Source organism: Colwellia sp. Bg11-28 (assembly GCF_002836245.1).
GTDB lineage: Bacteria > Pseudomonadota > Gammaproteobacteria > Enterobacterales > Alteromonadaceae > Colwellia > Colwellia psychrerythraea_A.
Window position 1 is genome coordinate 1,291,088 of sequence record NZ_PJBA01000006.1, and the last position, 21,194, is coordinate 1,312,281.

General features: G+C 37.8%; 21 protein-coding genes. 16 read left to right on the forward strand and 5 right to left on the reverse strand.

What is annotated here, in order from left to right:
• The first annotated feature begins 25 nt into the window (after positions 1 to 25).
• Entirely contained in the window at positions 26 to 883 is an 858-nt protein-coding gene (locus CXF79_RS12805) for an SDR family NAD(P)-dependent oxidoreductase (protein ID WP_101155354.1), read from the forward strand.
• Positions 884 to 965: 82 nt separating this feature from the next.
• On the opposite strand, the gene CXF79_RS12810 is transcribed toward CXF79_RS12805, so the two are convergent.
• The 4 genes from CXF79_RS12810 to CXF79_RS12825 form a co-directional block, all read right to left on the reverse strand.
• Positions 966 to 1,871, reverse strand: coding sequence for a LysR family transcriptional regulator (locus CXF79_RS12810; RefSeq protein WP_011043340.1), 906 nt, complete (start codon positions 1,869 to 1,871; stop codon positions 966 to 968).
• A gap of 359 nt (positions 1,872 to 2,230) precedes the next feature.
• A complete protein-coding gene (locus CXF79_RS12815) occupies positions 2,231 to 6,169 on the reverse strand; it encodes a translocation/assembly module TamB domain-containing protein (RefSeq protein WP_101155356.1) in 3,939 nt (1,312 codons plus the stop codon).
• Entirely contained in the window at positions 6,166 to 7,932 is a 1,767-nt protein-coding gene (locus CXF79_RS12820) for an autotransporter assembly complex protein TamA (protein WP_232769168.1), read from the reverse strand. The genes CXF79_RS12815 and CXF79_RS12820 overlap by 4 nt, the downstream gene beginning before the upstream one ends.
• 592 nt (positions 7,933 to 8,524) lie before the next feature.
• Entirely contained in the window at positions 8,525 to 9,814 is a 1,290-nt protein-coding gene (locus CXF79_RS12825) for a MipA/OmpV family protein (RefSeq protein WP_101155360.1), read from the reverse strand.
• A 211-nt stretch (positions 9,815 to 10,025) separates the two neighbouring features.
• Between CXF79_RS12825 and CXF79_RS12830 the strand changes: the two genes are divergently transcribed.
• The 8 genes from CXF79_RS12830 to CXF79_RS12865 all read left to right on the forward strand — a co-directional run bounded on the left by CXF79_RS12830 (position 10,026) and on the right by CXF79_RS12865 (position 14,387).
• The gene (locus CXF79_RS12830; protein ID WP_101155362.1) at positions 10,026 to 10,343 is read left to right on the forward strand and encodes an antibiotic biosynthesis monooxygenase family protein; all 318 of its coding nucleotides are present in this window, start codon (positions 10,026 to 10,028) and stop codon (positions 10,341 to 10,343) included.
• Positions 10,344 to 10,509: 166 nt separating this feature from the next.
• Positions 10,510 to 11,100: a DUF2238 domain-containing protein gene (locus CXF79_RS12835; RefSeq protein ID WP_101155364.1), complete on the forward strand. Its 591-nt coding sequence runs from the start codon at positions 10,510 to 10,512 to the stop codon at positions 11,098 to 11,100.
• Between the two features lie 108 nt (positions 11,101 to 11,208).
• Positions 11,209 to 11,568, forward strand: a complete 360-nt coding sequence (locus tag CXF79_RS12840) for a hypothetical protein (protein ID WP_011043347.1) — start codon at positions 11,209 to 11,211, stop codon at positions 11,566 to 11,568.
• A 68-nt stretch (positions 11,569 to 11,636) separates the two neighbouring features.
• Positions 11,637 to 12,350, forward strand: coding sequence for a ZIP family metal transporter (locus tag CXF79_RS12845; protein WP_101155366.1), 714 nt, complete (start codon positions 11,637 to 11,639; stop codon positions 12,348 to 12,350).
• 59 nt (positions 12,351 to 12,409) lie between these two features.
• Entirely contained in the window at positions 12,410 to 12,907 is a 498-nt protein-coding gene (locus CXF79_RS12850; RefSeq protein ID WP_011043349.1) for a GNAT family N-acetyltransferase, read from the forward strand.
• Positions 12,908 to 13,215: 308 nt separating this feature from the next.
• A complete protein-coding gene (locus tag CXF79_RS12855) occupies positions 13,216 to 13,704 on the forward strand; it encodes a DUF2306 domain-containing protein (RefSeq protein ID WP_101155368.1) in 489 nt (162 codons plus the stop codon).
• Between the two features lie 98 nt (positions 13,705 to 13,802).
• Complete coding sequence (locus CXF79_RS12860; protein ID WP_101155370.1) at positions 13,803 to 14,120, forward strand: hypothetical protein; 318 nt, start codon at positions 13,803 to 13,805, stop codon at positions 14,118 to 14,120.
• A gap of 45 nt (positions 14,121 to 14,165) precedes the next feature.
• A complete protein-coding gene (locus CXF79_RS12865; protein WP_101155372.1) occupies positions 14,166 to 14,387 on the forward strand; it encodes a hypothetical protein in 222 nt (73 codons plus the stop codon).
• Positions 14,388 to 14,499: 112 nt separating this feature from the next.
• Here the strand turns inward: CXF79_RS12865 and CXF79_RS12870 are convergent, their stop codons facing one another.
• A complete protein-coding gene (locus CXF79_RS12870; protein ID WP_101155374.1) occupies positions 14,500 to 15,012 on the reverse strand; it encodes a cytochrome P460 family protein in 513 nt (170 codons plus the stop codon).
• A gap of 719 nt (positions 15,013 to 15,731) precedes the next feature.
• Here CXF79_RS12870 and CXF79_RS12875 point away from each other — a divergent pair.
• From CXF79_RS12875 to CXF79_RS12905, 7 genes are all read left to right on the forward strand, one after another.
• Entirely contained in the window at positions 15,732 to 17,003 is a 1,272-nt protein-coding gene (locus CXF79_RS12875) for an O-acetylhomoserine aminocarboxypropyltransferase/cysteine synthase family protein (protein WP_101155376.1), read from the forward strand.
• Positions 17,004 to 17,087: 84 nt separating this feature from the next.
• Positions 17,088 to 17,906, forward strand: a complete 819-nt coding sequence (locus CXF79_RS12880) for a hypothetical protein (RefSeq protein ID WP_101155378.1) — start codon at positions 17,088 to 17,090, stop codon at positions 17,904 to 17,906.
• Positions 17,907 to 18,205: 299 nt separating this feature from the next.
• Positions 18,206 to 18,586, forward strand: coding sequence for a VOC family protein (locus CXF79_RS12885; RefSeq protein WP_101155380.1), 381 nt, complete (start codon positions 18,206 to 18,208; stop codon positions 18,584 to 18,586).
• A 524-nt stretch (positions 18,587 to 19,110) separates the two neighbouring features.
• The gene (locus CXF79_RS12890; protein ID WP_101155382.1) at positions 19,111 to 19,569 is read left to right on the forward strand and encodes an SMI1/KNR4 family protein; all 459 of its coding nucleotides are present in this window, start codon (positions 19,111 to 19,113) and stop codon (positions 19,567 to 19,569) included.
• A 34-nt stretch (positions 19,570 to 19,603) separates the two neighbouring features.
• Positions 19,604 to 19,936 carry a hypothetical protein gene (locus CXF79_RS12895; protein ID WP_101155383.1) on the forward strand — a complete coding sequence of 111 codons (333 nt, stop codon included), beginning with the start codon at positions 19,604 to 19,606 and terminating at the stop codon, positions 19,934 to 19,936.
• 383 nt (positions 19,937 to 20,319) lie between these two features.
• The gene (locus CXF79_RS12900; protein WP_011043361.1) at positions 20,320 to 20,610 is read left to right on the forward strand and encodes a YkgJ family cysteine cluster protein; all 291 of its coding nucleotides are present in this window, start codon (positions 20,320 to 20,322) and stop codon (positions 20,608 to 20,610) included.
• Positions 20,611 to 20,862: 252 nt separating this feature from the next.
• Entirely contained in the window at positions 20,863 to 21,177 is a 315-nt protein-coding gene (locus CXF79_RS12905) for a hypothetical protein (RefSeq protein WP_041736943.1), read from the forward strand.
• Positions 21,178 to 21,194 lie beyond the last annotated feature (17 nt).

The window sequence follows — 21,194 nt, forward strand, 5'->3', positions numbered from 1 at the left end:
ACAAAACGCCATTGGGGGACACAATATGAATGATATCGATTTAGATGATTACAAATTGACTATGCACAATAAAACCGTACTCATTACGGGGTCAACCGATGGCGTCGGTCGGATCACGGCTGAAAAATTAGCATTACGTGGTGCAACAGTGTTGATACATGGACGTTCAATCAATAAAATTAATGATACCGTTGAAAGTATCAAAGAAACAACGGGTAATGTCCAAGTGTATGGTTATCATGCTGATCTAAGTGCGTTAGTACAGATACGACATCTTGCTGAAGAGATATTATCAGACCATCCTAAACTTGACGTATTGATCAATAATGCGGGTGTCGGACCTGGGCCCAGCGAAAAGCAATTTATGCGAACAATTAGTGAAGAGGGTTATGAATTACGCTTTGCGGTTAATTATTTAGCAACAGCGATGTTATGCGAACTATTGTTACCTGCACTAACGCTAACTCAAGGTCGTATCATTAATATTGCCTCGGCGGCGCAGCGACCATTGAAGTTTGATGACTTGATGATGAAAAATGCGTTTAATGCTTCATCGGCTTATGCTCAAAGTAAGCTGGCAGTGGTGATGTTCAGTACTTTTTTTGCTGAGCAGATTCGTGATGAAGGTATTACAATTAACGCACTCGACCCTGGTTCATTTCTAAATACTCGTATGGTTCAACAGGCTTATGGCGGCTCAAACAATAGTCCTGAATCAGGAGCACTTGCCCAATTGTTTCTAGCTTGTGCCCCTGAGTTAAACGGTGTGACGGGACAATATTTTACACAGCTACGTCCCGACAGAGCGAATGAACAAGCTTACAATTTAACCGCTCAAAAAAGGCTTTGGGCACTTACTAAACAACTTATTGCTATTGAGTGAGTTTAGTCAATTAACAGCAGTGCTTTTATTTTCGCTGTGTAGAACGGCCGAAATTTTAATTTATGCAGTTATAATTTAACACTTATTTGTTTAGCGATTCATCCCAATAAGGATATCTGCCATATTGTTCGGATAAATAGTCTATAAAAGCTCTTACTTTAGGCGCTAATAAACGTGAACTGGGATAAACCGCCCAGATAGCAGCATTAGAAATCAGAGGATATTCTTTAAGAATTTGAACCAGTTCCCCTGATTGTAAATGACGATAGACGCTCCATGTGGCATTCATAGCGATCCCTAAACCATCAACGCACGCATCTCGCATGGCTTCACCATTATCGGTTCTAAAATTGCCTTTTGGTTTAATATTTATATGACCTGCAGGGGTATCAAATACCCACGTTTCAAGGCCATTTAAAATTACACACTGATGATCGCGTAGATCTTGTGGCGAATTAGGCTCGCCAAATTTTTTAAGGTAATCAGGAGAGACACAAATAATACGTTTATCCGGTGATAGCTTGCGGGCTATTAATGTTGAATCTTTAAGCTCAGCATCACGAATAGCGATATCAAAACCACCTTCAACTAAGTCAACTATGTTATCTGTTAGGCGGATATCGACTTGTATGTCAGGATACAGGGATAAAAATCCCTTCATTGCTGAGACAATATGCATTCGGCCAAAGGAAGCAGGGGCCGTGATGCGTAACCTTCCTTTTGGAGAGGCTTGCCCTACACCAACAGATGCTCGAGCGGTTTCAATGCTAGAAATTACTTCTTCAGCGTGTGGGAGAAAGGTTTCACCTTCTTCTGTTAATGATACTTTTCGAGTGGTACGGTGCACCAAACGGATGCCTAGTCCTTGTTCGAGTTTGTTAATATGTGCACTTGCTACCGCAGGTGATAGCCCTAAATCATTTCCAGCTTGGCTGATGTTATTAGTGGCGGCCAGTCGTAAAAAGAGCTTTAGGTGTTCTATATTCATATCCAATCTCCTAACATTATATAGATAACCTATAAGCTGATTAAGTATAATGTCCTATTGCTATCTTTTTATATAGTAAATATCAATATATTTAGCAGTGTAGTCTGTAGCAGAAACAATTAGCTTATTCCTTTATTAATGACAGCACACGGTTGTAGATAATACTATCGGCGTTTTAACAACTTAGAAGAGCAATAATATAATAGGCTCAAATCTAGTGTTTACAATATTGTTAATGCTATGGGAAATCGGTAAGTCAATTTTCACCTCACAGATATATTTTTATTGATATCCATTAAATTTTAACTTCTGTTGTTTGAAGATAAAATGGCTGAACTAACAGTGACTTTCTCCGTTTATTAATCAATGTAGAACGAGTAATAAAGATCTGTCGATTGCTCAATACCACTGACAATTTCTAACCAAAATCGATTTAAAATGAACATTCTCACCGTAAGTTCATTAATGGGTTCATATACGCCAATACCGTACTTCAAATAAACTCTGTTGCCGACATAACCACTAACCGTTGCTTGAATTTGATCGCCTTCACCTTCAGTATCCACTGCGATATTACTAATCAGTGGTATTTTTTCGATTTGGTCAAATAATCCAGCGCTATTGGTAGCCCCAAAGCCGACCAACAAACTGGCTGCAACGGTGCTTTTTTCTGCCCCTGCCCCTGCATCTAAGCCTCTTCCTCTGACTAGATAAGATAAAATTTCAGGCATTTCCAATGTCGGGGTTGAGAAAAGTTCCATATTTAATGTATTGGCTAATCCGGTTACCCGAATGCCGACATCAATATCTTCAGATTTAATATGTCTACTTGCACGGAGATTAAAGTAAGGATTATCCATTGGTCCGTTGAAGGTGAACTCTCCCTTTTCTATTTTAAGTTTTTGCCCGTATGCTTGAAAAGTACCATCAGACGATTGTATATTGCCAAATAACTGGAATGGGTTTTTCTCTTGTTGGCTAATTTTCAATTGGCCAGATAAATGGCTTGATAATCCTTGTCCGGATACTTCAAAAGCGGGTTTGATATTTACGCTAATGTCGGTTTTTATATCAAAACCAGAAGTTTCTTTAACAACAGCTTTGCCATATTGGTCAAGAATGATGACATCATCACTCAATGAAACGCTGCTTTGAGGTAGTTTCTCGATATTAAACGTGCCGTCTACCACGTCAATATTGCCACTTATGGTTAATGCTTTTTCTACCAGTGAAAAATTCAACGTGGGCGAAATGCTCATCACTAATTGTGGAGGGAAAACTAACGGCAACGCGTAGCCTGTTAAATCTAAGTTCATCGACAAACTGTTTTGCCATGACATATTTCCTTGTACTTTTGCCAGTTTATCGGCGAGATAAAAGTCAGCGTCCATTGTCGCTTGATTATTATTAATCATGACTGAAGAGGATATGTTTTCTAAGGTATTGGCATTTTGCAGCAATCGAAATTTACCTTTAGTTAATGCTATGTCACCGTTAAACAAAGGAGAGCCGAGAGTGCCATCAACGGATATATCCGCTGTTACTTTACCTTCTAAAGTAATTACATCTGTTAAAATGCCTTGGAAAGGTAATAAGTTTATTTGATTTAATGATATTTGTGCATTTACCGTGGAATCAGTAAAAGAATAGTCGGCTTTAGGGTTACTCACTAAGTTATTATCAGTAAAACTATCATCAATAAAGTCAATGCTTGAAGTGATATCTACCAAGGGAAGGTTATTAGTCGCTATTAGCGCTAACTTGCTCGTTAATTGCTTTTCATCAACAGTCAAAGCAAACAAACCTTGCGACCACTGTGACAGCACATGCTCGCCAAAATCATCACTCACTTTTAAATAACCCGGCGACATCGTAAAGCGCGCCTTTGCTGAGATAGCTTGCTGGGTAGACCAATTTATCTGAATATCACCGTCAATTTCACTAATGATCTCAGTGTCTTTAGGTAAAAATAATTCGTCAATGACAGCAAGGTCAATATTCATTTTAAGGGCAACATCACCAACATTACCGAGATTCACTTGATGGGGCAAACAAAGACCAAACCCTTCACCTTGCCAGCAATGACTCGCTACCATGCTTTCTTGTTTGGCTAAATCGACATTAACATCGAAGTCTTTATTATTTTTAAGGGTAATATTCTTATAGGTTAATGCACTTTGCTCAATAGTACTCTGCCATAAAGTAAATTCATCATCCCAATGACCAGACAGGGCAAGTTTGCCAGCAAAATCACCTAACCACTGAGCGTTTATTTGATGATTACTCGCGTTGCCTGTTATATCAAATAGGATATTTTTAATGCGATAACGCGTAGATTCGTTCACCCAATCCAAATAGTCATTCTTTACTGTTAATTGAATGTCGTGACCACTCATTGGTTGATAGTTCGCCTTAATAGCTAACGAATCACTATACCATTGTTGCCAATTTAACTGGTTTAATTGACTTTGTAGGTTAACAGTAGGATTGTCTTGCGCTCCGGTAACTGAAAAATCACTGGTAAAACTGCCGTGTATCTCTTGATGCCATTGATTAACATTATCTACTGTTAACTTTCCTTTAATATCCCAAAAGTCACTATCCGAGGCTTGCAGTGTTAAGGCACTATTATTGAAGTCGATCAGCAGTTTACCTGGTTGTAGATTACCTAATTGATTTAAACCAATATCTGCTTTTATCGTTAGGTCTAGTGCATTTATATTTCCTGAAATGTCGGTATCGCTTAGCGAGACAGACCATGCTTTTTTTGACCATGCACCATGACTGTTGATGCTTCCTTGCAATCTACCGGTAATTAAATCAGGCAGTGTTTTTGTTAACATCGCAACTTGTTCTTCACTGGTGCCTAACTCTGATAGCGCCGGTATGTTTATTTCGGGCAAGGTAAAACCGGTTGATTGAGCAGATAACTGCCAACTAATATCGTCAGCTAATAAGCCTATATCACCCGTTAAATATACTTGGCTTTCTGAGTCTTCATCGTTAAAAATAAACTGGTCAATAGTAGCGCGGTTTTTCTGATAACTGGCTTTGAGTTTCAGCTGTGCATTATTATAGCCATAACCTTTAATCTGACTGGCTAAATCCATCGTTTGTTGTTTTACATCGCCTGAGAGAGATAACAATAATGAGGAATACTCACCATACTCAGTTAATGATAAAGGCGTTGGAATTTGTTGAGCGTCTATGGTTAGGTTAAAGGGCATGGCTTCATCAATGAAGTTAATTTTACCTTGGCTTTTAAGCGCTAAGTTACCTTTGCTGATCACATCAAATGTTAAATCTTCAAATGAGCCTTGTATTGATAATTGTTGAGTACTGTCATCAATTTCTGACCACCATGCCACCTTGTGTAGTTGGCTTTCTAAGTGAGTTGTAAGCTGGTAGGGAGGTAGTAGCTTTGCCTCAGCAGTTAATTGGTTGATAGAGAACGCTGATGTGGTGGTTTTAAATTGGCTGATACTGACATCGGTATTAATCCAAGTAGCGCTTAGATGATTATTGTTTGAAAGCCACAGTGAATTTCTTGCTTGGTGATTGTCTATTGAAGTAGCTTGAGCATGTTCTGGCTGAGCCTTAGTGTTAACAGTCAAAGTGTCTACAGCCAAACTATCGAGTTGTAATTGCTCAATGTTCAGCGCAATAGGCAGGTTAATTTCTGGTAACTTAGTAAAAGTATTATTGACTAACGAAGTTGTGCTCTGGTTGTTAACAGGCGTTGTTTGTTCTTCTCCAACGAGTAATAACGTCAACTGCTTTGCTCTGGGTTGTAAGAAGTTAAACTCACTTTTACTGATCGACAATTGTGTAATAAATTGCTCAATTGTGATCTCGGTATCATTGATAACTATCAGACTTTTTTTAAGCTCAACTGAATCAGCGTTAATTGAAAAGGGCATTACAAAAAGTTGAGATGCGGTATTATTTACTGATGAAACTTGCTCATCACCCTCATCGTCAGACAAGTAACGTAAAGAGAAATAGTCAGCTTTTGCTGATTTAATACATAAGGTTTTATTCCAGACACAAGCAAAGTTAATCTCAGTTGATAAGCCATTTACCCTAATATCAAGATTTGCTAACTGCAACTGAAATGAGTTTAATCGTACATCTCGAACTAAAGCTCCGCTGTTATAGTCAAAGGTAACACCATCAAAATTATTGAGTAATGTTAAGGTGATATTTGTGCCCCAAGGAGTCGTAACGAGTACGGTGATAAAGCAAAGTGATATTGCCAAATACTTAGATACAACCAAACTAATTCTGCGCCACATCATAATTCAGCACCTAAACTAATATGAACTCGCCAGCCTTTTTCATCATCATCAATGCCGTAGGCAAAATCAAATTTAACTGCACCAACGGGAGATAGGTAATGTAAACCTGTGCCAAATGAATAGACCGGATTAAATTCACCTTTATTTGCCACACTGCCGCCATCAGAAAATAATGCCATACGCCATTTATTGGTTAGATAATATTGATACTCAATGCTTGCTACCATCAACCGCGTACCGCCAACGACTACTTGAACAGAGTTTTCAGGGTCAGATGATGAAGGCACGGTAGAACCAATGGACTGATAAGCAAAGCCACGAATACTTTGGTCTCCACCGGCATAAAATCGTAATGAAGGGGCTAATTCGGCGTCTCTATCAATATAGATAGCCCCTAATTCCGCGCGGGTCACTAAACGGTGCTTTGGTTTTAATGTGGTAATGTAATTCCAACGTCCGTGTATTCTAAAAAAACTATTGTCAGAGCCTGCTTTTAAATGTGCTCCTTCTATATTATATATTTGTCTAAAGCCTGAACTTGGATCCAAAGCCGAGCCACCACGAATAGTTCTAGACCAAATAATACCGGGAATAATGTATTGCACGTTATCTTCTTTAGACCAATCAATATTAGGTTCAACTTCGTCTAAATTATAACGCCAAGCTTCCTGATGCAGTCGGGTATAAAATTGTCTATTCCAGTTGTCTTTACTGAGCACCCGACCGATTTGAGCAGAATAAAACTTAGATTTTAAATCAGGATATTCATCATTTTCAACCGTCACTTTAACTTGTAGAAGGTCTTCAGTCGGATGACCTAACGGAATACTGTAAATAAAGTTACCAGTAGGATTTTTAGGAGAGTACTCAATTTTTGTTTCTTGAAAGTGGCCATATTTATTTATAAGCGGTGTGCGCCAGCCAACGGAAAGACGAAACTTAGTATCGGTGGCATAACCGACACCAAAATCAAATTGATGACTTTTTGCTGGTGTCAGTGTCACATTGATAGGAATGCTGTAATTATCATTTACTTTGTCTTCAATTTTCTGAGCGGGAACCGCCTGTACATTACCGAAATACTGCGTAGATTGAAGCTGTTGCTGCAATTTATGAAAATCATGGGTGTTATAAAAATCGCCTTTTTTAAAAGGGATCATACTGGTTAATAATTGTGGTTTAAGATCAAAGTCATTGAAATTTACTTCACCAAAGCGATATCTAGGACCACTATTATAAGTAATGGTGATGTTTGCATAATGATAACCTTGTTTTATTGTTATATTACTATCGACTAAACTGCCGTCGAAATAACCTCGTTGTAGTGCCAAGGACAATAAGTCAGATTTTACAGTTTCATATTTACCATGATGAAGTTTATCGCCATGGTGAATGTCAATATCATTTAGTAAGGCAATAAAAACCGGATCGTTTTGTGCAGCGCCAGTTATGTTGATGTTGATATTATCGAGCAAAGTTGGTTCGTTTAATGTGATGATAAGGATCAGTTTCCACGGATCTTTTTCAACAACAACACGAATGTCAGCTTGGTAATAACCTAACGAATTTAATGCTTTGAAGGCATTATCTTTGGCAGAATAGATAAAGGCAGAGCGTTCTAAATCAGATGTTGGTAAAGTACCTAAATACGAATGGATGTTTTTTTCAACAGCCTTTGATAGTTCGCCATCAAGTGTCACCTTTAAATTGCTTGCAAGAGCGACGTTGGTGAAAAATAGGAACAAGAACGATACTACTAACATTTTGATTTTTAGATTAAAAATCTTTGATAGCGTCTTGAGGTAATGTGGAATGTTCAAAACCATTAAGTAGATATTATTCCTGAAGAATTTGTTACTGTTAGAATGGCAAATATTACGCTATAAATAGCATTGTGACTACGAGTATTAGCAAACACTCGGTGACGTCATGCGGTGTTTTTAAAGGGGTAACTCAAACCAAATTTACCTAAAAAGTCTCTAATACCAAGTTGATTAAGTTCTCTCCCACTCAGCGAGAATTAAAAGGCTTAGAGGCAAGACATTGATTGAAGAGAATGGTTATTCCCTTGTCAAAATCAATAACGCTGCATGTAAGCCTTTTAAACTCGCCCTTGGGAGCTTGTTCTATGCCCATTAACATCGTTAAATTCATTTGATTTAGAATGACTAGACCTAAACAAATTCGCCTTGTTATTGAACATCTAACATAGCTCTGAGTTGGGAAGAAATTTAATCAAATTGGTATAAAGTGATTGACGAATAATAAATAACTTTATAACTTCGTGGTAATTAGCTTTTTCATGACCTAAAAATACTTTGGGTGATGTATTGAAACGATACAACAAGTGAAAAGCTAAAAATCAAATTGCAGATAGACAGTATTGTAATTACTACCACCTTTAATACGACCAAACTGCGAAGCTGATTCAAATATAGAAGAGCGATGGTGAATACCATAGCCAAGCCACGTACCTTTTAATGCATTAACATTGAAAATATCACCCAAATTTATATCTATAGAAAAATCTATCGCATTCATTAGCTTACTTGGGCTATAGCCTTTTTCTTCCATCTCGGTTCTCTCAATATAAGTCACATCAGAAATATATGAAATCCCTTCGGCAAACCCTAAGCGCCATCGAACAGGCCAATGAATGGTGTAATAAGCTTTGATGCCAAGTTGATATTCTTGTTCGCTATCTTGTACATCTGATCTCCAGTGCCAAGCCAATCCTGTGATTAGATACAATTCAATGGGTAAACTAAATAATTCATCCGTTAGCGGTACGCCATAGAAAACTGAAGTGAGTTGATTGTTGAATTCGTCTTTTTCAGTGTCACCGGCGAGAATTTCGCCAATATTAGAAGGGGTTGCCCAGCCATGAGCAACGCGCAGGTAGCTACCATTACTGAGGGAGCTTTTTCTACTTTTTGTTTTATCATTAAAAAATGCAATACCAAGGTAAGCTTCACTTTGCCAGCGTTTATCAACAATAGCACTTTGATAAGCGTTATTATCTAATCCGGTTAGGCCGAGTGAACCAATGAAGTATAAGTTTGAAATTACATGGTATCTTGATTCAATGGTTGCATTTACATCAATACCCGCACCAATGCGTTCGTCTGTTAATTCATTCAAGGCATAATAATAACTATTAAACTCAGCACTTTTATACCGCGCTGATATTTTTGGCATAAATTCCCAGCTATCGTTTTGAAAGTACCAGCTACTGATGAAATTAGCATACGGTTTACCATCAAGATCACTCAATATTTCCACATCAAAATGATGGCTGTCACTTGTGTTTTTACGCCATTGAAAACCAAAATCAAAGGTATCTGCTTGTGTTTCATTTTGGTATTCAGTGGGAATATCGACAAAGCGCAGACGACCAAGGGCATTTAGTTCCCAGTCAGCTTTTTTTAACAAGTGACCGCCACCTTCGATGCCGCGTAAGAAAAAAGTATCACCTTCATAAAACATCATAGGTACGATACTGTTAACCTTATCATCCTCGGCATCAAATGGGATGCTAGCACTCCTGACGAGAAGACCTAAACCCCAGGGTTTTTCTTCAGAATTAGGTTTAGCGATTGCATTTATACTGAATGACAATACTATTAATGAGACGATTAAGCGCATAATTACTTCTCTAAAATCAATGGGGTTTACATCATTTATGTTAGCAGTATAGTGAGAACCCGTGGGAATTAATGTGAGGTAAATAACAGTATCACTCGCTATCCCATATTCTATTTAAACTTTTTAAGATAGGGTTGCTAAATTTAGCCAACAGTGATTAATTAACAAACTTTAGCTCGATAGGGACAAAATAATTTAACTCGGAGTAACAATGTCGTTGATCTCAAATACACCTAAACCACCATACTTTGCCGTAATCTTCTCGTCTACACGGACTGAAGGTGATAATGGGTATGGTGAAATGGCCAACAGAATGGTTGAATTAGCACAGCAGCAATCAGGATTTTTGGGCATTGAATCAGCCAGAGAAGAGCTTGGTATCACTGTTTCTTATTGGACAGACCTCGACTCTATTAAAAACTGGAAGGCGAACGTGGAACATTTAGAAGCTCAAAAAACGGGTCGTAAGTCTTGGTATGATTCGTTTAAAGTGCGAATTTCAAAAGTAGAACGCGATTACGGTAACTAATACTATTGGTATAAGTCTATAACTATTATATTTTTGTTTAAAAGTTCTCAACAATATTTTAAACTGATTTAATACAAAGAGTTGTTCACGTAAAACTACGCATATCTGATAACCCGCAATAGTTGTCTATTTAAGTGTTCGTGACCTTTATCAGGAGTATCTTCACATTAAACCTCTATGGATAGTCATATTTATCACTGTGCTTATTTGGTCGGGAATATCTCCTAAAGATCAGTTCACTTGGTTTCTTGAAGTGTTTCCTGCATTAATCGGGGCTGCTTTATTAATAGTTACATACCGCTCGTTCCACCTTACTTCGATGCTATATTTCTTCATCTTATTACATTGCATTGTGTTAATGATTGGCGGTCATTACACCTATGCTGAAGTACCTTTTTTTGATGGTTTATTCGGTGCAGAGCGCAATAACTACGACAAAGTGGGACACTTCTTTCAAGGCTTTGTTCCTGCACTTTTAGCGAGAGAAATTTTAATCCGTAAAAATGTTGTCAACGGTAACGTTTGGCGAAATGTTATTATTGTTTCTATCTGCTTAGCATTCAGTGCTTTTTATGAGTTAATTGAATGGTGGGTTGCGTTAATGTCTGGTGAAGATGCAGAAGCCTTTTTAGGAACACAAGGTTATGTCTGGGATACACAGTCAGATATGGGGTTGGCCTTGTTAGGTGCAATTTGTTCTTTAATGGTCTTATCAAAAATTCATAATCACCAAATACAAAAAGTCACTAGTAATTAAATCGAGACTGCTAGTAGTGGCATAGCTCTGGCTCAGTTATGCTGTGTGCCTAAGTTAGCTCTCAATTTTAGTCCTTTATTAAACCTGTAAGCTTAAGGAATTATTCAAATGCCTCATGTAGAAATTAAATATTCAGATAATGTAGAGTTCGATACGAACAAAGTTTTTGACGCGATAGAAGCGGTCATTACAAAGCACGATGTAAGTGCAGGGGAATGCAAATCAAGAGCCTACCCATGCTCTCAATATAAATACGCACACATACTTGTTACCGTTTCGTTATTACCTAAACCACATCGAGACAAAAGGTTTACCCAAAAGTTAAGCAGTGAAATAGAAGCGGCAGTAAAAGCGCACTTAAAACAAAGCTTATATTTTTCGTTAAACATTGAATACAGTTTAAATTACTATACTACCAACATTCATAGCGTTGAAGGAGATAACCTGCAGAGAATGGACGACAGGTAAAAAGTTAACTATAACTCCGGACATTATCAGCCTTTTAAAGGGCGTTATACCCCAACACGGATGAGCACATGTATCTTTTATTGACAGTTATCGTTTCAAGCTTAATTGCTGGTTTGGCTATGCCTTTAGGGGCTGTCATTGCACATTTTGAAAGTATCAAAGAAAAATTGATTGAGGAAGAGTTTAGACACAGTGTTATGGCATTTGGGGGCGGGGCGTTATTGTCAGCTGTTGCGCTAGTACTAGTGCCTGAAGGCATGGCTGTTCTAGAACCGCTGTCGGTATGTTTTTGGTTTATAGTCGGTGGGCTCAGTTTTATGTCCCTTGATATTTACCTAAAGAAAATAGATACCCCAGCGAGTCAACTTGCTGCAATGCTGTCTGATTTTATTCCAGAATCAATCGCCTTAGGGGCTGCATTTGCGACGGGAGAAAGTACCGCTTTTCTACTTGCAGGTTTAATTGCATTACAAAATTTACCAGAAGGGTTTAGTGCCTATCGTGAGTTGAACGGGACTTCCGTTTATAAACCGAAAAAAATTATCATCATGTTTACGTTAATGGCTTTACTTGGCCCAATCTCTGGCGTTTCTGGTTATTTATGGTTATCTGATTACCCAGAAATTATCGCAGCGATTATGCTATTTGCCTCAGGCGGTATTCTCTATTCAATATTCCAAGACATAGCTCCTCAAGTAAAACTAGAAAAACACTGGGCTCCACCAATGGGCGCTGTACTAGGTTTTGTTCTTGGTATGCTTGGTTTCATGTTTACAGCATAAAGCACTATTTTTAGCCTTGATGGTACTTCGTCACTTAACAATAATAACAGGATTAACAGATGTCTGAAGTCACTATTTATTACCTTGAAATGAACACACTAACTGAATTAAACCCTAAGCTCGAGTCCAGAGGTTTGACTGTTACACAGGTTGAAATTAAAAATTTCCGCTTCAACCGTTTTCTTTATCAGTATGTTGGAGAGCCATGGGAATGGACTGATAAACTTACCCACAGTGATGAATCATGGAAAACTTATGCTGAAAGTCCAATGGTCAGTACTTATGTGGCTTATTATCGAGGCGCTATTGCAGGTTATTTTGAACTACAAAATACTTCATCAGGTGATGTAGAAATTATGTACTTTGGCTTGGCACCAGATTTTATCGGTAAAGGCTTCGGCGGCTATCTTCTGACTTGTGCCATTAAATCAGCATGGTCTCTGCCTGATGCAAAACGTGTTTGGTTGCATACCTGTAGCCTTGACCACCTAAGTGCTTTACAAAATTACAAAGCGCGCGGTTTTAAAATCTACAAAGAAGAGGTGGAACAAGGTTAGCCTGTGACATAGGGTGCGATGGTAATCACTTTGAGGATATATCTAATGTTTAATCTTCCTATGAAAGGCTGTTAAGTGCCATTGTGGACATTAAGCTTTAATTTTCTCATATTTTATAATGCATCCTATCGTCAAATTACTGAGAAGACTCAGTAATATTTATGCTTTTCTATTAACAAAGTAAAAAATAATAGAATAAGGGTTTGAAATTAATGGATATTGAGTTATTTTATTCAACATTAAAGTAGATGATGATTACTGATACGTCTACATAGTAAGCTGTTAGCAATACATGGAGGTTTTGCGATATGGATATATTTGAAATAACAATAGGTGGTTTCCACACTTTTTTAGCTGTATTGGCCTTAATCTCTGGAGGTTACGTAGTATTTAAAACCAAGGGTACATTTTTTCATAAAAAAGTAGGCTACATTTATGTATCCTCTATGGTTTTCATGAATATAACCGCACTGTTTACTCATGTTCTATTTCAGTTTGGCCCTTTTCATTTACTTGCTATCTTCTCACTGTTAACCGTTTTATTCGGTATTTCTGTTCCACTATTCTTCAGGCATAAAGCAAACTGGCTACAATGGCATTACTCTGGAATGTCATGGTCTTATGTCGGTTTGTGGGCAGCTTTTGTAGCAGAGGTTGTTGTTCGGCTTCCTTTAGAAGGTTTAGGTGTGTCTTTTTGGCAGCTTGTTATTGGAGCATCGTTACTAGTTACGTGGCTTGGCGGTTATTGTATTAAAAAGCATGAGATTAGCTTAGCGCAAAGTATTGCTAACAAGTAAAAACAAGGACAAGTAATAGTTGGCTACGTTTCTCTACACAACTTTAGCCGACTAAATTTTGCCCCTTATGTGGGTGTTACATTTTTAAAGGACTATTAATGAAATATTTAGGATTGATATCAATAATTTTTCTGGCTGGTTGTCAGTCAACACCATCTTTTTGTGAGAGTGAGCCTGATTCAAATTTATGTAATCAAAAAACTTATCAGTATAATACCGATCAAGCACTCGAAGAGTTTGCATCTAGAAAATCAAACAAAGCTTTTGCTCTAGGTCAGACATCTGATGGTTGGGAGTTTTATGGTTACGGAGAAGGTTATAGCTCAACATACAAAGCAAAAGCAGCAGCTCTTGAAGCGTGTCAAACAAGACTAGATAAACATGGTGTTGAAGGTAAATGTGAGTTAATTCGTTAACCAAATATAACAATGCCTTAAGTGGCTAAATACAATGGAGTCCGCATGAAATATCTAGCGCTAATATTTATACTCCTTCTACTTTCAGGTTGCTCTTCTAGATCTGTTAGTGAGCAAATAGTAGAGCGTGCCCTTGAACACGCTACGGGAAATGGTATCAGTTACAATGGTGCAAGCTGCGCAGACATTAAGCGTAATGGTTCCGGTGGTAATTATGAAGAATGGTATCAAAAAGACGGTAAACTAGCTTGTGCATGTAACAACTAGTATATACAAAGGCACCGTGATGTTATTGGCTACGACAATAAAAGCTTAACGAAGTACTCAAAAGGAGTCATAACCCTTGGTTTTTGCTCCTTTGTCGCTTCTTTTTTATTGCTTAGGGTAATTGCACTGGGGCAGTGTAAACCCAATCTCTTCCTTTTACGGGGGTATGGCAAGCGATACACGATTGATTTAAATCGTTGTCATCACCATAAGGTTTTTGTTCTTTACCTAACCAACGCGCCCATCCCCAACCTGTGCCATTCGCTTTAAATTTATTACTATCTTTATACATGAATTCAGCATGAATAAACTCTTCTGGGGCAATTGCAGTAGGCCAGTTATTTTCAGTCGTTTGTTTCCAAACCAACTTTCCTAATATCGTACCATCTGGCCATGGGTTGGTTTGATTTGAGCGTGATGCTTTGATGGCAATATCATTACCTAAAATAATTCTCATACTCTTGTTGTCTGTTCGATGGGAAGCTGAAATTACGCGCCAGTCTTTATATTTCTCGGGTAAGGTTAAACCTTCTAAGTTTGGTTTTACCAGGACTTTATTATCGGTAGCAAAGGTTATTGCAGGGAAAAGGGATAACGCAATAATAAGTAAATTTCTCGTTTTCATTCTAGTCGTTCCTTGAGTTAGTTATGGTGTTCATCTCAGTACCTTTAGTAGAACGATGATTAGCGATAATTATTTCATTTAACGTTATGTTTTTGTTTGTCACGATTGGACTAATTATTTACTTTTTTACGTATTATATTCACTTCACCAATCTGTCTTTTTAGTAAAGTTAAGCTGTATTGCTTTCACGCTGTTATTGATCATGCTTTATTTTTGACGAAAACTCCTATAACTACAGCTTATTAAAATTCTTTCTTATTTGAAGTAAATCATTAATAAAATGTACTTTTTTGGCTTTAAAATACTTTCATTATTTTAATCATGAGATAAATAACGAGAATCTTGCGCCAAATATCGAACTAAAACTTATTGTTTTATCGTCGAAGTTAATTTCATTTTGATTATTTATGCTATTCATAATAAGCTGACTCTGCTTTGATATTTAGGCATGAGACTATGTTGTCTATTTGAATGTGGTAATTATCGAATAATACATCATTGTTTTGTTGTTATTAGCTCCTGAATGGAGGCGATTGTAATCAATAGTGCTCTCGCATAAAGCGCTTTGGTTGCAACTAAGGTAAGGCATCGCAATTAGGGTTGGTTTTTCTCTGTTCATTATTATAACCAACTGTTTAAGCCACTTGAGGTGATTTTTATTATTTAACTCAAACCTAAATATAAATACGAATTTAAACTTAACCATGGAAAGAAACGTAATGAAATTAGAATCAATAGCGTTACACGAAGGCTATAAATCCGAAGATACAACGAAAGCGGCTGCAGTTCCTATTTACCAAACAACCTCTTATACCTTTGATGATACTCAGCACGGCGCCGATTTATTTGACTTGAAAGTTCAGGGCAATATTTACACACGTATCATGAACCCAACGACTGATGTGTTGGAAAAACGTATTGCGGCAATGGAAGGTGGCATAGGCTCAGTTTGTGTTGCTTCAGGTATGGCTGCAATTACTTACGCACTGCAGTGTATTTGTGAAACGGGCGATAATATTGTTAGCACCAGCGAGCTTTACGGCGGTACCTATAACCTATTTGCTCATGCATTACCTAAGCAAGGCATTGAATCTCGCATGGTTAAGCATGATGATTTCGAAGGATTTGAGCGATCAATTGATAAGAAAACTAAAGCTATCTTTTGTGAGTCTATCGGTAACCCTGCCGGTAACGTAGTTGATATTTCGCGTTTAGCTGACATTGCTCATAAACATGGTGTGCCGTTAATCGTCGATAATACAGTGGCGACGCCTTACTTGTGTCGTCCGTTTGAGTTAGGTGCCGATATAGTGGTGCATTCACTCACTAAGTACATTGGTGGTCACGGTACTTCAATTGGTGGTGTTATCATTGATTCTGGTAAATTTGACTGGGTAGCCAATAAAGAACGTTTTCCAGTATTAAATGAACCAGATCCTGCTTATCACGGCGTGGTATACACAGAAGCCCTAGGTGCAGCTGCTTACATTGGTCGCTGTCGTGTAGGTCCATTAAGAAATACGGGCGCTGCAATATCACCAATGAATTCTTTTCAAATTCTACAAGGCCTTGAAACACTTGGTTTACGTATGGATCGTCATTGTGAAAATGCTGAAAAACTGGCTGCCTATCTTCAACAGCATGATAAAGTTGAATGGGTTAACTATGCAGCATTACCTGAAAGCCCTTATCGTGCAAACTGCGAAAAAATCACCTCTGGTAAAGCCTCTGGTATTTTAAGTTTTGGTATTACTGGCGGACTTGAGTCAGGCACTAAGTTTATTGATGCGCTGCAAATGATTTTACGTTTAGTTAATATTGGTGATGCAAAGTCGCTAGCATGTCATCCTGCCTCTACTACTCATAGACAATTAAACGAGAAAGAACTTGCAGCTGCAGGTGTAAGCTCTGATTTGATCAGAATATCTGTAGGTATCGAGCACATTGACGATATCATTGCTGATGTTAGCCAAGCGTTAGATAAAGTATAATAACGAGCAATAATGACGCGTTAACGCGCGTCTTTATTGTGCGTTTTACTCCTTTTTAATGATATTTAAAATCGACTTTATTAAATGAACCTTATAGACAGGTATTTCGTAACCTCACTCATTATTTGGGTCATTGCTACGATTGAATCTATTGGTGGCCTTGCGGGTTACTGGTCTATTACCGGCAATGCACGTTTCGTTATTTTGTTTATTGAATGTGCTGTTCTTGTCGCGCTTCTTGCTAATTGTTATGCCATAAAAAACTGGGTATATCGTCATTCCACAGAAACATCACACCGGGTTATCGCGTGGGTTGCTTTTATTGCTTTGGCCTTGTGCGTTTGTGGAGATGTGGTTAATTTTAATTTACCACTGACATACTATCGCTATGGCGGCATTGTAAAACATGACTATCTTGCCGACTCAGTCACTTTTTTTGCTCCAGGTTACGCTTTATTTCTAACGGTTGCTTGCTGGCTCGCTGTCGCCAATGGCATCAAACCAAAATTGCTGATTATTTGGGGGCTTATCGCATCTTTAATAGGGGTGGTATCCTTTGTTTCTATGCATCTGTCAGGTACTGGAACACATGTTTCCATTGTAACGGGTAGTTATGCTGTGCTCATCACTCTTGTTGGTGTTAGCGGATTTATCTTGTTAACTGCGTATCATAATTCAGTAATAAAGCGTGTCGTTTGGCTTGTTGCCATTGGGCTTGTATTAGCTGCGGTTGCTGATGGCGTTATTGGTCAATTTTGGATCTACGGCAATGGCGGGGAAGGTTTCTTTCCTGTTGCGAAATACGTAAATTGGTCACTGTATATTGGTTCTCAGTGTTTGCTAATACATATAGCTCGTCTTGCGGTTTGGCATACAAAGGGCACTTATAATTCCGTTGCCTAACGGTGTTCATAATTCCAATGATTAAAACGTGATTGTGACGATCCAGATATAACTAATTACTACACTTGAATATTAATGTAGCCCTCAAAGATGAAATAGTTGTTAACTCTATGGTATCGTTGGTTACTTAAGCTATTGCTCTTACTTTGGTAAGCGTAAAGCGTCTACACCTAAAATGACAACGATAATGGGTGAGTTGTTATGGACTTAAATGTCATAACAAAATTTTTAGCCCATTCTTTGGGTGTTATAGATAGTACCGCTATTCGGTATATCTATATTTAACGAGGAGATAGACAATGTTTAGTCATGTTATGATTGGTGCAAACGATATACAAGAATCAAAGGTTTTCTATGATGCCATTCTTGGTGAAATGGGCTACGAAGCCGGCGTAATTGATGATAAAGGTCGTTGTTTTTATTTTACCGACAGTGGTGTTTTTGCGCTGAGTAAACCTATAGATGGAAAACCAGCGTGTCATGGAAATGGTACGACTATTGGTTTTGCAGCTAAAACGCCTGCTATTGCTGACGCATGGCATGCTGCTGGTGTCGCTAATGGCGGAACTACCTGTGAAGATCTTCCGGGTGTGCGTGAAGGGGCAATCGGTAAGATTTACCTAGCGTATTTACGCGATCCTTCTGATAATAAAATTTGTGCGCTTCACCGTATCGGTTAACCGTCGACTCTTTGAATAACATAGTTGCGTTTCACGGTAATGAGTAAATATTTTTGTTAGCCGTGAACGTAAGCTATGGACAATACTCGATATTCATATAAACCGTTAACTAGTCAGCCGTGTCGCTAATTGAACCCGAGACAAAACTTTAACAAGATTAGGTTTTATTCCTTTAGCACATCATCCCAATGATAATTGTACTTACTCATAGTCAAAGAGTGCGATATTATATGCGTATACGCAGCTTATCAGTTATACCATTTATATTAGTTTAGTGAACAAAATTCAATGAGGATAAATCTTCATGTTCAAGGCGCGTGATTGAGCAATAGCTGGCTATTGGGATTGAGTGCAACGCAGAAAGTGTAGATGTAGACCATTTGAAGATGGGCAATTAATTAGTGTAATTGGTATTCGGTACTTATTACCCCTTTCATAAGTAGGCTAATTGCCGACTTCTACCTAATTTAGCTAACACTATTTTACCCATTGACTTGGGTGATATTCGTTTGGAGTATTTCTTCGTGAAGAGTATTGATTTATTTGTAAAAAACTGGGGCACTAAACATACTATGATCCCGATTGAAAAGCATGATATTGACGCGCTTGAAACAGAGTTAACTGCTTTTTTACCCGATTCATATAAATATTTAATTTCCACTTATGGTTTGGTTCATACGCCCAACGTATTGACTAAAATCGTTGATTTAAATGTTGAAATATCCGATGTTCAAGACTTCTTGAGCCTAGATGATGTCGCTTCACTGTCTAAGTTATATGAAATGAGTGGCATGCCAAAAGGGCATATTTTATTTGCCTCTGACTGTAAGGGCAACATGTTTTGTTTCAAACTTGCCGAGTGTGAACATAAGCAAGTAGATGTTTCAGTATGGTTTTATAATCATGGTCTGTGCACCATAGAAAAGGTTTCTGATTCTTTCAGCGATTGGTTAGAACAATTCAATAAGCTTGAAGAGTGCTAGTAATAAATACACTTCATAATATAGTGAGAGTCAGGTGAGTAACCCCAACATTGAAGCTGAGATAAGCTTCCGATTTCTAAGTTTAGATAAGTTTCAAGCGTATTCTTTAGTGCGAGAAATTTTAGGCTCTACTCATGAAGAACACAGTGTACACAAGAGTTATATCGCTTGTGTACCGTTAACACAGCAAAATTTTGAAGATATAAATGATTACTACGTGCGTCAAAGAATTGAGATAGAAGCCTGTGATATCTTGGTTTCAGTAAACGCTAATTCAAAATCTGGCATTGTTGATATTCCGTTAATAGTGAATCGTATGCTTAAGTATATTGACTGTAAGTTAACTTTTTCTTTTACTGCGACCTAAAAGTGCTGTAACAACTCGTGAAATAGCTATATATACCCGTTACTATTCAAAGTGCAGGATTTCAGTGGGAATTAAAATGATTTTAGACAAGACAAATAATTTAAGCATAGTTATTCTATGGTTTGATTATTTAACGCAGCATAAAGTCATTTTAAACCCATCAAAGAAGCGCTTGAGCAATATCACTTCATCGTTACTGTGATTTATAAGGACGCTACATGGATGTAGCCTATTAGAGAATGCAGGATCATTTTCTCCTGAATAACCATTATTTCACCACCGTGCCTTGAATTGAAATTGCTCAAGCACTCTGAAACTTGCATCTTGATTGGTAACGGGTATATAGCGTATGCTAGCCGCCATTAAAAATTTTGTTGTAATTTATGACCATTAACGTAAAAAACATTCCGGTTCCTGAAGTTACTTGTGCGAACTGTCAGGCATGTTGTTGTAGCTTAGAAGTGATGCTTCTAACCGACACAGGGGTCCCTGATCGACATGTTTATGTGGATGAATATGGCAAAGAAACTATGCTACGCTTTGACGATGGTTGGTGTTCAGCATTAGATCGCGATACGCTCATGTGTAGTATTTATGAGAACAGACCTTGGGTTTGTCGAATATTTGAAATGGGATCTTATGAGTGCATAGAAGAGCGAGAAGAAAAAATGTAGTGTCTTCTGCATTACTAGTTATAAAGTAGGGAGTTACCCTATAAATTTACATTCCAACATTGATGCTGTACACATTCATTTCCTTAATGACCCCATTAGTGTTTTCAATAAAAGTACGATCTGAGTAGTGCTTACCTTTTTACTCAGTTTTTTTCACGGTACAATAGTAAAAAACAAGTGGGTGAAACTCACTTGTCTGTTTTCTGGGTGCTTTTTGCATCGTCAGCTAATCCTATAAGAGCAAATAATTTCATGAATCCATATACAGATATTGCCAATTTAATTGCAAACCTAGAGTCAGAGATTAAAGCTCTTACACTAACAATAGATACCTTGAAGCAAGAACCACAAGGCTTTAATGAAGAAATAATCTTTAAATATATTGATACTGCAAGCACGGGTAAAACCAAAGACTATGTAAGATCATTAGGCGTAAAATCTGAGCGTGGTTCTCTGTTCTCATCGGGTGACGTTAGCAAATTAATTAAAAGTGGCGCTGAAGACATTTCTCCTGAGTTACTCGCTATAGCACGTGAAGTGGTTAAAATGAAAAAGATAAAACGCTAAGCACGATTAGTCTGCAA